Origin of the sequence: Pseudoalteromonas aurantia 208, from assembly GCF_014858725.1 — a bacterium.
In the GTDB taxonomy this organism is placed as follows: domain Bacteria; phylum Pseudomonadota; class Gammaproteobacteria; order Enterobacterales; family Alteromonadaceae; genus Pseudoalteromonas; species Pseudoalteromonas aurantia.
In genome coordinates, this window is record NZ_AQGV01000015.1 from 436,928 (window position 1) to 451,378 (window position 14,451).

The following is a 14,451-nucleotide window of genomic DNA, read 5'->3' on the forward strand; positions in this document are numbered from 1 at the left end:
TGGATAAGGGTTTTGGAATAGAAAATGTTTTGAAAACACACTTATGTATAATCCAATGATGATATTTTGTTCAATATCAAGGCGCTTTTATGCAGTAATAGCGGGCTATTACAAATGAAAGCAACGCCGAGAGTGAGAAAAATAACTTTATTGGGCAAATTCGCTTATCCAGAGCTGAGGTTAAGTAGTTGAAAGAACCTTAGGTTAGTGATATTCGATAAGCTCGTCTAAACTAATGACATATCTCTTTAACAGGGTGGGTTAGTATGCGCTTGAAAGTGCGTTTGATTGCGGTGTTACTGTTTACTTCGTTACTGCCGTTATTAGTTGTATTTGTATTGAGCATTACGCACAGCTCTGAACAAGCGCGTCGCTTAAGCATCCAAGGGGCGTTGGCGCAAGTAGGAAATGCCGCGGCGCTGTTTGAGCGATACTTTATTCAGCGTAAGTCAGAAATTGCGCTAATGGCGCGAGACCCTCGTATACAAAGCATGGATTTTGTAGCCATGCGACCTTTTTTGATCGAAGAAAAACGCTTGCAAAACAATGTATATGAGAAGTTTATCGTCGGTACCAAAGACGGCAGTTTTCATAATACGGAGGGAGGAAACCCTCATCAAAAGATGAAACGGACGTTTGATGATAGTCAACCCTATTCGATGCAAAAAACCATTAAGAAACGGGATTATTGGAAAACAACGGTAGGTGAGAATGTTGATAACAAAGCAATGACGTTCGTTTCAGATCCGATGATTTCTTACACCACCGGCGTTCGGCAAATTGTGGTGAGTGCGAGTATTTTAAATAAAGAGCAAAAGGTAGTTGGATTGTTAGGTGGCAGTATCCCATGGCGAGAAATTGACCGATTGGTATCATTGGTCCAATCAAAAGTAATGACGCATTTCGATAAAGAAGCACGTTTCATGTTGGTCTCGAATTATGGGTACTATATGTACCATTGGGATCCAAGTAAGGTGATACAACTTAAGCGTCATAATGATACTTGGGTACTAAATGAAATTGGAGAAAAAGTATCGGTAAGATTAAAAATAAATGAGGAGCCGAATGAAGCGATTAGGGGTTTGGGCCTAAAGATGCTCGCAGGTCACACTGGGGTTATTGAGCTTAATGATCCGGATAGTTACGAGCCACAACATGTATTTTTTGCCCAGATCCCAGCTGCTGGTTATAGTATAGCGGTGGCTGTACCTAATTCAGTTATTTTCGGGCCTGTTCAAGAGTTGAAAGAGCTTCTATGGGGCACCTTCATTGTGGTGCTTGTCATTATAATAGGCTTGGCGATAAAGTTATCAGCACAGATTTATGCACCAATACATAACTTGATTAAGGCGTCTAAAGCACTTTCTGGAGGAGACTTCACTTACAAATTGTCGGGCTATAGAGAGGATGAATTAGGAGAACTGAGTCGTGCATTTATGAAAATGCGTGATCAAGTGCACATGCGCGAAAATGAGTTAGAAAAGCATGTGAAAGAACGTACCCTTGCATTTGAGCAGGCAACAGAAGAAGCACAGCATGCGGTACTGATTAAAAGTCGTTTTTTAGCCAATATGAGTCATGAAATTCGAACGCCTTTGAATGGCCTACTGGGTATGCTTGAGTTATTACAAATGCAATCGACGCTGAGTGCGGATCAAATAAAATTATTAAATATGGGGACTACCTCGGGGCAGCATTTGTTATCTTTAGTGAATGATATATTGGATATTTCTAAGTTAGGAGAGGGCCAAGTAGAACTCGTCATTGAAGATTTTTTTGTTTCAGACATGTTGGATGAAATTTTAGTCATGCTAGCACCTACTGCGGAGCAGAAGTCACTTGGATTGGTCGTTAATTGTGATGCAAGCGTACCAAGCGAGATAAAAACAGACAAAGTTCGATTAAAGCAAGTCTTGGTAAACTTGATCAACAATGGGATTAAATTTACATCACAAGGGAGTGTGCAAGTACAAATATCTGCCAGCCAAGAAGCGACTCAGTGGCGCTTGCAATTCAGTGTGATAGATACAGGGATAGGGATTAAACCAGAGCAATTAGAACGGATCTTCCAACCATTTCAACAAGCTGATGACAGCACAACTCGAAAGTTTGGTGGCACTGGACTTGGGCTGAGTATTTGTCGAGAATTGGTCACATTATTGGGGGGCGAAATCGCTATTCAGTCACAATATAACAGTGGCACGCAGGTTACGTTTGACATTTCAGTGTTAGCAGGTGAAACGCGCATTAAAAATGGCGTTTTATCCATTGCAGAGCAGCCTTTAGTAGGCAAAGTATTGGTTGCTGAGGACAACCCAATCAATCAGATGGTCATCAATGCAATGTTAAGTAAATTAGGGTTGGAGGTGTGTCTTGTTGAAGATGGAGGGTTAGCGGTTGAACAACTGGAATTGGAAGCTTTTGATTTGATTTTGATGGATATGCATATGCCTAATTTAGATGGTATTGAGGCAACAAAACAGATCCGTCGAAGTCAAAAATGGCGAGGTATCCCAATAATAGCCACCACAGCAAACGTTTTACCGCAAGATATAGCACTATGCTATAGCGCAGGAATGGATGATCATTTAGGTAAGCCACTACAAATCAATGAACTACGGAAGGCGCTGGTCCGTTGGCTTCCTAAGTAGTTAAAAACCTTTATATATTAATTGCTTACAACCTAATTCAGTGTGTATGGTTGAGTGGTTGTAATTAACCTCAGCTCTGGATAAGCGCATTTGCCCAATAAAGCTATTTTTCTCACTCTCGGCGTTGCTTTCATTTGTAATAGCCCGCTATTACTGCATAAAAGCGCCTTGATATTGAGCAAAATATCATCATTGGATTGTACGTAAGTTTGTTTTCAAAATGTTTCCTATTCCAAAGCCCTTATCCAAACCTAAGGTTAACTAGGTTGCTTTAGGGGTGATCCCTTTTTCTTCATTATGCATAATTTTTGCACATTTACTTTCTAAATTTCCCATTATGGTTGTGGCAATTGCGGTACTTTTTGCCAACACTTACTTGATAGATATGATAGATATGATAGATATGATAGATATGATAGATATGATAGATATGATAGATATGATAGAGAGCAAATTATGACAAAGCAAAGCCTTCTAAGTTTGATATTTTTCTGTGCGAGCGTATTAGGTGGCTGTGGTGGGGGAAGTGAGGGCTCCGGATCAACGCCAGTTCCAGATGATACGGGAAGTGTGGTTAATAATACGGCCCCTACTGCGGTGGCGGGGGCGGACCAGTTTGTGTCCGTAGGTGAACAAGTAACACTTAATGGTTCACAGAGTTCCGATGTTGATGGTGATACTTTGTCATTTAACTGGAGAATTATGAGCCAGCCTAGCACTAGCCAAGCGAGTTTGGACAGTTCGGCACAAAGCTTGGTTACTTTTTCTCCCGATGTCGCGGGCACTTACATACTGGGTCTTATTGTGAATGATGGCTCGGTTGACTCTGTGCAAGACACGGTGACTGTGAGTGCGGAGCTTGTAAACCAAGCCCCAGTGGCGAATGCGGGGAATGATCAAGAAGTCACATTGGGCCAGTTGGTGATGTTGTCGGGTTCTGCAAGTGTAGACCCTGACGGGACAGAGCTACACTATCAATGGACATTTTTATCAAGGCCAACAGGAAGTTCTGTCACCTTGGTTAATGCTGAAACAATTCGCAGCGAGTTTACAGCCGATGTTGCTGGTAGCTATTTAGTTGGGCTGATTGTTAATGATGGCGTTATTGATTCGGCGCAAGATAGTGTCTCGATTACAGTGATGCCTGCGGTCATAAATCAACCACCAATTGCGAATGCGGGCGTAGATCAACAAGTTCCGTTGGGTCAGTTAGTTTCTTTATCAGGCATTGCGAGTCAAGACCCTGATGGGGATCAATTAACGTATAACTGGGTGTTTGTGACTAAACCTGGTGGCAGTAATGCCGTGCTTTCTGACGCTCAGACGGTCAATGCACAATTTAATACAGATGTCGCGGGGAGTTATCAAGTTGGCTTAATCGTGAATGACGGTCAAGTTGACTCGATGCAAGATATTGCGGTTATTACGGTGTCGGCAGGAGATACCAATCAAGCTCCGGTAGCAAACGCGGGTAATGATCAATCAATTACGGTCTCAGAGGCAGTAACGCTTTCTGGGTCACTGAGTAGCGATCCTGACAACGATACGCTGAGTTATCTGTGGAGCATTGTTAGTAAACCAGCACAAAGTAGCACAGTGCTTTCTAATACGACCTCTCAATCAGTTCAAATTACGCCAGATTTGGCGGGCACATATCAAGTTTCTCTCGTTGTGAATGATGGAAAGTTAAACTCTATCGCGGATATAGTCGTTATTACAGCACAGGCTCAACTCCCAGTAGCTCATGCCGGTGCTGATCAGGACGTCACTGTGGGGGATTTTGTAACTTTGGATGGGGCTCAGAGTACGGGAACTGATTTGACGTACCAGTGGCAGATTGTGAATAAGCCGGATAATAGCATGGTTGAGTTAAATAGCGCAGATCAGGTCAGTATCGAGTTCAATGCCGATATTAGTGGGACCTTTGAACTGAGCTTAACGGTCGCTGTAGGGGGGAGCGTATCAACGGCGGATATTGTGAAAGTAACGGCCAGCAATACGAACGTTAATATTACCGACAAAATTTTTACCAATGAAGCGGTAAGTTGCCGAAACTATGAGGGCAGTTACTTTTCGAATGTGACGGATATAAAAAGGTCGGCAGATTTCACTGGTGATGTGGTAATGAGTGTGGGTAATACAACATGCACCATCACAATGAATGCCATTCCTAATCATGACTTTAATGATAATACTGCGTCTTTTGCGACAGACACATCCGCACAAAATCTAGTGTACACTTTACCAATTACGGCGAGTCCAGCTGCGACGATTACACCGCAAGGGATTGGGATCACGGAGGGCATATTACTTAATGGTGTGACCTTGGATCTATTGCCAGCAGCCTGTTATGGCGTAGGCAATGAGCCAATTGGTAGAGAAAAAATAGGTTGTGGTGCAGATCAAAATGATAATCCATGGCGTTATGACCCAATGTCACCTCTTAGTACCTTTGGAACGGATGCCCACAACGCACATACTCAACCATCAGGAAAATATCATTATCATGGCAACCCTGTTGCTATGTTCAGTCAAACATGTGGCAGCAGAGCATCAGCAGTAATTGGGTTTGCAGCAGATGGTTATCCGATATACGGTAGCTGTTTCAAAGACCCGGCTACCGGCAATATTCGAAAAGCAACGTCTAGTTATGTTTTAAAAAATAGTGGTGGGGTACGTCAAGCCGTGACAGGCTATACGACTCCTGTCGGTGGCACAGGTGCCGTCGCGAGTAATAATTACGATGGGCAATTTAGAGGTGATTGGGAGTATCAAGTAAATGCGGGTGATCTTGATGAGTGTAACGGTATGAGTATTGATGGGCAGTATGGTTACTATGTGACCAATGCATTCCCATGGGTGCTGGGTTGCTTCAAGGGCAGTTTAGACAGCAGTTTTACAAGACCTCAAAATTTAGAGAGGCGCAGTCATAGCCATGATGACAGTGCTGAACATCACCATTAGATAATTGCTCTAAATAATGGAGCTGGTGCAACAGATATGCGCAGTTGCACCAGTCTATTTTCGTATCGTTTTTTTATATTCCACAAAATAGTGCCATGACTAGAGCAATGACGCAATCACGTGGGTCATAGCACACTTTTCTCGCTACTTTAGCTTCGTTATCGAAGGTGTTACTGTAATGTAATTCAAATATTGTGCATATCATAGAGCACTATAATTTGTCATAAATCTGGCACCAATTTGCCACGATTTATTAGCCTAATTGTCTTTTTTTCCTTCTATAGTGGTGTCTCTAAAACCGATAAAAGAGAAGGGATTATGAAAACAAAACTACTGCAATTGGCTGTTTTATGCGGTACTTCTGTATTATTTACAGGGTGTTCAGGCTCAGATAATAACCATGAAATAAATGCACCAGTGCCAACCCCAGTACAAGGCACGCAAATAGAGCTGCGTTTATTAGAAACCACGGACTTACACGCGAATTTACTTAACTATAATTACTTTGCAGACAAGCAAGACGATAAAGTAGGTTTGGTAAAAACGGCTGCTTTAATTCATCAAGCCCGAGAGCAGGCGACCAACTCGGTATTGGTTGATAACGGCGATTTAATTCAGGGTAGTCCGCTTGGCGATTATATGGCGAAGGTTAAAAGCTTGCAGGCAGGTGATGTGCACCCTGTCTATAAAGCGATGAACACGTTAAATTATGACGTGGCTAATATTGGTAATCATGAATTCAATTTTGGCATCGACTTTTTAAAAGAAGCAATCAATGATGCTAATTTTCCCTATATTTCCGCCAATGTTTTCATCGATGACGGTGATGCTGACGAGCACAATGACGAGCCACTTTTCTCCCCTTATTTAATTCAAGAAAAAACATTTAAAGATACTGAGGGGAATAGTCACACTGTCAATGTTGGTTTTATTGGGTTTGTACCGCCACAGATCATGCAGTGGGATAAAGCAAATCTAGAAGGTAAAGTAATTGCCAAAGATATTGTTGCGATGGCCAATAAGTATGTACCTCAAATGAAGTTAGAGGGGGCAGATATTGTGATTGCCATTCCACATTCAGGTTTGGATATCGCCGAGCATAAAACCATGGAAGAAAATGCCAGTTATCACTTATCTAAGGTGGCAGGTATTGACGCGATATTATTTGGTCATGCACATGCCAATTTCCCAGGTAGCCGTTATGAGGGGATGAGTGACAAAGGCATAGATATAGAAAAAGGGACTGTGAATGGTGTTGCAGCGGTTATGCCTGGGTTTTGGGGTAATCACCTTGGCGTAATAGATTTGACGTTGCAATATGATGATGGTCAATGGCAAGTGAGTGATTCACAGTCATCACTTAAAGCGATTTATGAGACAGATGATAATCGTCAAACTATCGCATTGGTTGAGAATGATCCTGAAGTTGAAGCCGCAGTGACTCACGAACACGCCGAAACTCGAAGCTGGGTTAATGAACCATTTGCCAAAGTAACGGGACCTGTAAATAGTTTTTTTGCATTAGTAAACGATGACCCATCAATACAAATTGTAACGGATGCGCAGACTTGGTACACACAAAAAATAGTTCAGGGCACAGAGCTTGCCGAATTACCGATTTTATCCGCAGGAGCGCCGTTTCGAGCTGGGCGTGGTGGCGCAGATGACTATACATCCATTGCCCAAGGGGACATTGCATATCGCAATGTTGCAGACCTATATATTTATCCAAATGTACTTAAGGTACTGAAGCTTAGCGGCCAAGAAGTTAAAGAATGGCTGGAAATGTCGGCCGGACAATTTAATCAAATTAATGCGCACAGTACCACGACACAAGTATTGATTAACCCAGCGTTTCCCTCGTATAACTTTGATGTGATCGATGGGGTAACTTATAAAATTGATGTTGCACAACCCGCTAGATATAACAGCAAAGGAGTGAAAGTATCCGATGGTGAGCGTATTGTGTCGTTACAATATCAAGGCAAACCAGTAACCGCTACGCAGCAGTTTTTGGTCGCAACTAATAACTACAGAGCCTCTGGTGGCGGTAATTTCCCTAATATTGCGGCTGATAAAATTGTCATTGATTCACCCAATGAAAACCGTCAGGTTGTTGCTGATTATATTGCTTACCAGAGTCAGAAGAATGCTGGAAAAGGACTTGACCCATCGGCGGATATGAACTGGGAGTTTGCCCCAAACAGCCACAGTGACATTCAGTTTTTTAGTTCAAACAGTTTAGATGCAAAAGCTTATAGTAATCAATTTGGGCATATTCAAGCTTTGAATGAGACCAATGAAGACGGTTTTGCACTTTATAAACTTGATTTAACCCAACCTAATAATTAGCCCTTATTTTAAGAGCAGATTCAGTATCTGCTCTTATTTTAATCGTACCGGATGAAGTCGGTATGACAGGTATTTTCATTACATAACACACTCAACGGGAATTGAAGAATGATTAGTATGAATAAAACGACGTTGGCGATGATGTTGACTGTAGGTTTGTTTTCATCAATGAGCAGCGTACAGGCAGCAACATATGACTGGAACAAAACAGCACCAGTAAAAACACCATCCGCGCATACCAATAATGGTAAAACCATATATTTCGATGTATCTCATGGCGGCGTTGAAGGCAACGCAGACTGGGTGATTGATGGGGCTTTTTCTGACTTTGCAGACGCATTAGTGCAACAAGGCTATACCGTTAAAGAGTATCGTGGCATCGATTTAAATAATGATGGTGTGATCCGCTTTCATGATGATAGAAGTAATAGTAATACACAAAATGAGGCGGTTATTACTTTTGATGCAATAAAAAATTCTGATGTGTTCGTTTTAGCAGAAACCAATAGACCATTTACTATGGCTGAGCAAGCAGCACTAGAGCAATATGTGGCTGCGGGTAAAGGTGTTTTTTTTGTTGCGGATCATTACGATGCAGATCGTAACCTTAATACATGGGATGCAACAGAGGTTTTCAATGGTTACAACCGCTCTGATTTAAGCAAATATAACTTGGGTGGAGAATATGGTGATTGGCGTAACCCTAAATCAGCAAATGCGGGTTGGTTAGTTGAAAACTTTGGGATCCGGTTTCGATTTAATGGCGTCGACTACAAGCAAGGTGTCAGTGGTGTTGAGCCAAGTACACAAACAGAGGGGATCACACAAGGAGTGCAACCTATTCTAATGGCGGCTGGGGCTACATTGGCGGTTGTTGATCCACAAAAAGCGAAGGGGTTGGTGTATTTCTCAGAATCAGATAATCCAGTTAAATGGAGACATGCAAAGGATCAAGGGTTGTACTTTGGTGGTAAAGCGGAAGGTCCTTACGTCGCCATTGCGAAATCGGGGGCGGGTAAAGCAGCGTTCATTGGAGATTCGTCTCCTATCGAAGATGCAAGCCCGAAATACCGTCGCCAGGATACTGGCAATAGTAAAAAGACCTACCCAGGTTGGACGGATGCAGGTAATGCAGCAACACTTGCTGTGAATATTATTAATTGGTTAGCAACACCTGAAAGTTACCAATATTTTGATAATAATAATGGCCATAAAAGTGGCTTTGTAACACCAACCCCAATGGCATCGCAAGAAATGGCAGATCCAAATAATGGCCAGCCATGGGGGACGCCTGCTAGTGGGTTTAATCCTTGGAATACTGATACCTATAAATATAATTCGTTTAATGCACCTAATGGTGATTCACAAACGAACCCAGACCCTGATCCAGACCCGACACCAACCCCAGGTGGCACCCTATCGGTAGTTGAAGCATTAGCCGCAACGCAAGGCGAAGCGTTGGTTGTGATGGGTAAAGTAACGGCAGCTGTAAACGGTATTTATGGGTTAGAGCTTAGTGATGTAAATTCACCTTCAAAACATATTTTTGTGAAGCTTGAAAGTAGCCAACGCGCAGATTTCAACCCTCAGCTAAATCCTGCGATTTTGAATAAGAATATTATTGTTACGGGCAAACGCAATAGTTATATGGGTGAAGCGGGAGTTCGCTATGTCAGTGATATTAAAATTGCACCTACAGCTTTATCAATCGAACAAGCATTGAATACCGCGCAGGGGGAGTCTTTTGAAATAATAGGTCGTGTTAAGTCTGGCCTAAATGGTATTTATGCATTGGTGTTAGAGGACATTAATGATGCCAGCTTTACCATTAATGTGAAGTTAGAAAGTGATCAGCGAAACCAGTTTAGTCCACAATTAAATCCGGAATTGCTTAATGCAATTATGGTTGTTAACGGTGTGCGCGACAGTTATATGAGTCAAGCGGGTGTACGTCAAGTTTCTAAATTACGTATCACCGATGATGCGGGTAGTGATCCTGTAAGCGGTTCTGGTATGTCTGTGAGTGAGGTTTTAGCGTTGGCCAATGGTGAGCCTGTCACTGTGGAAGGTAAAATAACACGTGGCGTCAATGGCAAGTATGCACTTGAGCTGACAGATGACACTAACAATAGTGAATCGTTGTACATCAAACTAGAATCATCCCAACGCACTATGTATAGCCCATTACTCAATGTGGCTTTAATCGGAAAACGGTTACGTGTTGAGGGGATTAAGAACAACTACATGAGTCACCCTGGTGTTCGTAACGTAAGTCAGTTGATGCTCATTGACTAACGTTGCCTGTATTTAAAGGGTTTATTGTAAATCTTATTGTGAAACAAAAGACAGAGCTGTAATTGGCTCTGTCTTTTTATTTAGTTAACGTATTGAAATGACCTATTTACGGCGACGTAATAGTCCCGCCCCGGCAAATAACAATGCAAACCAACCCATCGAACCTGAGGAGTTACTATTGCTATCAGGTAATTTAGGCGGAGTGACAACTGGCGGGGTGACAACTGGTGGGGTGACAACTGGTGGGGTGACAACTGGTGGTGTTTCATTTGTTACATTGACCGTAGTTGCTGTTTTCACGTGCTCAGAACCGTCACTGACCGTTAATTCAAACTTCAGCGCTGTGTCTTCAGTAATACTAGGTGGTGTAACCGTCAATGTTGCAGAGTCGTTGCCTGCAAGCGTTGCACTTGGGCCTTCAATTTGCGTCCATGTGTAGGTAAGCGAATCGTTATTTCGATCTGTTGCGCTTGCGGTAATCGTGGCAGTTGCAGATTCATTGACATCAATTGAGTCAGGCACTGACACCATTGGTGCAACATTGTCACACGTATTCACATCACCGGCCACAGTTGAATGAAATTGCGATGACGCAACATTTTCAAATTTTACTTGGTCAATAAACCAACCAGTTTCGGCTGTGCCACCATCTGCGGAAATGCGGAATCTGAATTTTACCGTTTGGCCATTTAAGTGATCACCAAAACTCACTTTTTCCATATTCCCTGTGCTTTGAGGTGTGAAATTTGAGCCTGTAAATGCAGGACGGTTTTGGAGTGCTTGTTGCGGATTTTCAATTAATGCGGTGGTGTTATAGCCTGTATCGAAAGTCCCACCTGCAATAGTTGAAGTCACATCCACCCAATTACCATTGTTAATACTGATTTCAAGTACACCACCATCCCAATTATCTTCTAATAGATACAAATGCCAGAAGCTGATGGAGAAATCATTACCAAAACCGACTTCAAAGTTTTTACTTTCAACGGTAACGTCCGATTCGAACCCATTGTTGCGTAAGAACATCGTTTGTTCGCCAAATTCAACGTCAGGGTTACCGGCTGAGAAGAAAGCAGTATTGCTGGTGTTAAAGTTTTGTGTGCCTTTGGCTAAGTCGCCACCAGTCATCACATGTTCTTTAAAGTCAGCAAAGAGGTTATATCCTTCCATATCGACTAATGCTGAAGTGCCTTGGTGCGCTTTTACTGTGAAGTCATAGTTGACCGTTGATGATACTGCCATCTTAGTCTCGCCAACCATTTCTTCACCATCAAAAGTGACTTCAAATGTTAGGTTCTCAGCGGTGCCAGCCTCATTGAGTGTCACCATCAATGGCACACTTGTGGCCGAGGTAAATGGTGCTAAAGCATCAAACGTGATCATACCGTCATTTTCAAGTGTTACGTTGTGACCACTGGTCACGACCACTTTAGCTGAAATACTATTTAATGTGGCATCACCTGCATTCTTAACTGACACGGACAGTGTCCCAGTTTCACCTTTATCCAGGATCTCGTCATTTGAACAGTAACCTAGTTCAACGCCATTATAGTTTGTATTCAAGGATACAGAGGTTGCTTGGAAAGCTGATAATGTTGTTTTGTTCGATTCAATAACACCTGAATTATCATCGCTGTTACGCGGGGGCGCAATGGCTCCTAAGCCAAGTCCTCGGTCTGCGAACGCTTTTAAGGCAATGGTGAAATCTTCCATATCTGTGGCATACACCGATGCTAAGATTGCATCACGTGCTTCAACATAAGTTGGAGAAATTGGGGTTGCCTTATAACCTGATATTAAATATGTCGCCATTCTGTCTTGTGCTTCTTGGAAGCCATGCTTGTTTATCAAGCCAACATATACGTTCCATAGCATGTTTGCCCATACTTCACCTGCTGCGTGAGGTGAGCCGCCATTCGTTGGTGGGAGGCCATCTACTTCAGCCCCACTGGTAATGTGCTTAAATGTAAGTGGGTTAACCGACATATCTGTAGAATACGGTGCACGACGAATACCGGTTGTGAAGTTCTCAACAAACGTGCCTGTCGCATAAGGTAATTGGAATTGATCGTTGCCTGCAATGGTTAAATCAGACTCTAGAGCAATGAACATTAAGGAATGGAAGTCCCCCCAGCCTTCACCCATCGCACGGCCTTGGAAGTTATTTAAACCAGCACCATTACCGACAAGACGATTCGAAATATAGTGACCCCATTCATGCGCAATAATACCATTATCAAACGTGGAGTCTTTTAACGGGAAGGTGCTCATTAAGTTTACGGTGACCATTTCACCGCTGTCCATTAGATCGTAAATTTTCTTTCCGTCTTGGAAGCTTAAGCCCATAGATACAACGGTTACGCTGTCATCGGTGCCACCCATAGGTGCCGGTGTGCCGTCATCCACATTATTGATGATGATAACGCCTATTGCTCCAGCTTCTTGTGCGTGTTTAGCTTTCGCTGTAAATGCACATCCTCCTCGGTCTATTAAAGCGATTTTTCCAGCGAGTTCAGCACCATTGGTTGCAGGTTCACAGCCATCTGTTGCGGTATCAGTACTATCATTCAGTCTTACTGTCATACCTGACAAGTCATATTGTACAGGTCCAAATGAAGCAACTTTTGAAGATTGCAGTAGTCCTACTTGCGAGTGAGATGTGACAGTCACCGCAAAATCAGTACCGACAATAGCATCTTTGCTATTCCATAAATATTGTTGCATACGTGGGCTTCTGCCGTCAGCAGGGGTAGACATATTCGCGTTGTTTAAGCCGGAATAATCTTGTGCCTGTACATGCAAAGGGTCATTTTCTTCCCCGCCTCGTCCATAATTAGATAATTGCGCATTACCGGAAGCTTCATCAAACCCATAATCATAGAAAAAGTCGTGTAAGAAGTTATTCATGTAAAACAAATTGACGATCGCTGACTTGCGATTATTCAAGCTTGTTGGAGATTGGCTAACTTCATATGGGTAATCGAAGGTATTTGCAGATGTAAGCTCTGCACTGAAATCACCTTCGGTAAAACCATCCGGTGCAACAACATCAGCATAAGCAAATACATTGTTTCCTGATGTCATGGTTGCATCTTCAGCAAGCCATGGGTCTTGTTTGCTGATTTTTGAATAATGCGAAAGGGTAACGAGCGGCGCAGCTTCAATTTCAGTTTTGTCAGGGCCTGTATCTAGTTTTGGGAGCACATCGCCATGTGGACCTTCCATGGGATAGCCGTTTTGGTTTGCATACACGCGATACGTATAATCATTACTATGCGCGATTAAGTTGTTTTTGAATAATACTTTGCCGGAGTTTGATGCGATCACATACCCATAGGCCTCGGACTCAACACTATTTTTTGGCGCGACTTCTACCTCAACATAGTATGCAGCGACTAATTGTGTTCCATCGTCAAAGAATACTTTTTTAGCACGAGGCGAAAATGCATTGACAGTACCCGAGGCATCTTGCGCTGTAAATGACGTGAATTGACCTTCGAGCTTCTCGTTACTTAGTTGCAGATCATTGGTCTCTGCGCCAATATTTTTAGCGGCAATACCAATTGCTTTTGCAGCACTACCAAAATGAGTGAAAGCGGGGTTGGTTGAATTGGCAGCTTTAGTATGTGATACAAAACCTGATGAAGCGACAAGATTGTACTCTTTGTCTATCATCACGTTGTACTCACGGTTGAAGACTTCTATGCCCCCAACAAGCTGTTTATACTTTGCTATGGCAGGGCCGCGCTTTGATTCGTGTAAGTTTGTTAATTGCGCCCCATCTAAAATAGCTGACTTACTGGTTTTTAATCCTGTCAGCTGTTGTAAGTAATAATCAGCTACAAATTCATTTCGCTGTTCAATGGCAATGTTTGCTAGGTTAGGCGTTGTATGTGCTTTGCTGGCCCACACAAAGGTGGCTTTACCGAGTTCTTTGTCATAGTGGCTGGCCATACCTGAAACAGTGGCCTGTGCTGCAAGTGCTTGTTGTTGTGCTTTTACCTGGTCAGCTTGACTGCTGGTATTGATTTGCGCTTGATCGATTAGCCCTGACTGTGCATCGTAAGTTAATGCCGAAGCCGTATTGGTACCAAAAATTGTAACCATCGAGGCTGCAATTAGAGTTATTTTTGGTTTGTTATTCATTATTTACCCTGTATTGTTGTAATAAAGACGTTATTAAAATGAG

At 42.6% G+C, this 14,451-nt stretch carries 5 protein-coding genes; 4 read left to right on the forward strand and 1 reads right to left on the reverse strand.

The window, feature by feature from the left end:
- Positions 1 to 266 precede the first annotated feature (266 nt).
- The 4 genes from PAUR_RS20200 to PAUR_RS20215 all read left to right on the forward strand — a co-directional run bounded on the left by PAUR_RS20200 (position 267) and on the right by PAUR_RS20215 (position 10,262).
- A complete protein-coding gene (locus tag PAUR_RS20200) occupies positions 267 to 2,651 on the forward strand; it encodes an ATP-binding protein (protein ID WP_192509530.1) in 2,385 nt (794 codons plus the stop codon).
- 456 nt (positions 2,652 to 3,107) lie between these two features.
- Positions 3,108 to 5,615, forward strand: coding sequence for a PKD domain-containing protein (locus tag PAUR_RS20205; RefSeq protein ID WP_192509531.1), 2,508 nt, complete (start codon positions 3,108 to 3,110; stop codon positions 5,613 to 5,615).
- A gap of 318 nt (positions 5,616 to 5,933) precedes the next feature.
- Positions 5,934 to 7,967, forward strand: coding sequence for a bifunctional 2',3'-cyclic-nucleotide 2'-phosphodiesterase/3'-nucleotidase (locus PAUR_RS20210; protein WP_192509532.1), 2,034 nt, complete (start codon positions 5,934 to 5,936; stop codon positions 7,965 to 7,967).
- Positions 7,968 to 8,084: 117 nt separating this feature from the next.
- Positions 8,085 to 10,262, forward strand: coding sequence for a DUF6359 domain-containing protein (locus PAUR_RS20215; protein ID WP_225738524.1), 2,178 nt, complete (start codon positions 8,085 to 8,087; stop codon positions 10,260 to 10,262).
- 102 nt (positions 10,263 to 10,364) lie between these two features.
- Here the strand turns inward: PAUR_RS20215 and PAUR_RS20220 are convergent, their stop codons facing one another.
- Entirely contained in the window at positions 10,365 to 14,408 is a 4,044-nt protein-coding gene (locus tag PAUR_RS20220) for a rhombosortase-dependent M36 family metallopeptidase (protein WP_192509534.1), read from the reverse strand.
- Positions 14,409 to 14,451: the final 43 nt, after the last annotated feature.

What these genes read in the sequence shown, in the direction of transcription:
- PAUR_RS20205 (WP_192509531.1), top strand. Translation starts at nt 3,108, where the DNA reads ATGACAAAGCAAAGCCTTCTAAGTTTGATATTTTTCTGTGCGAGCGTA.
- PAUR_RS20210 (WP_192509532.1), top strand. Translation starts at nt 5,934, where the DNA reads ATGAAAACAAAACTACTGCAATTGGCTGTTTTATGCGGTACTTCTGTA.
- PAUR_RS20200 (WP_192509530.1), top strand. Translation starts at nt 267, where the DNA reads ATGCGCTTGAAAGTGCGTTTGATTGCGGTGTTACTGTTTACTTCGTTA.
- PAUR_RS20220 (WP_192509534.1), bottom strand. Translation starts at nt 14,408, where the DNA reads ATGAATAACAAACCAAAAATAACTCTAATTGCAGCCTCGATGGTTACA.
- PAUR_RS20215 (WP_225738524.1), top strand. Translation starts at nt 8,085, where the DNA reads ATGAATAAAACGACGTTGGCGATGATGTTGACTGTAGGTTTGTTTTCA.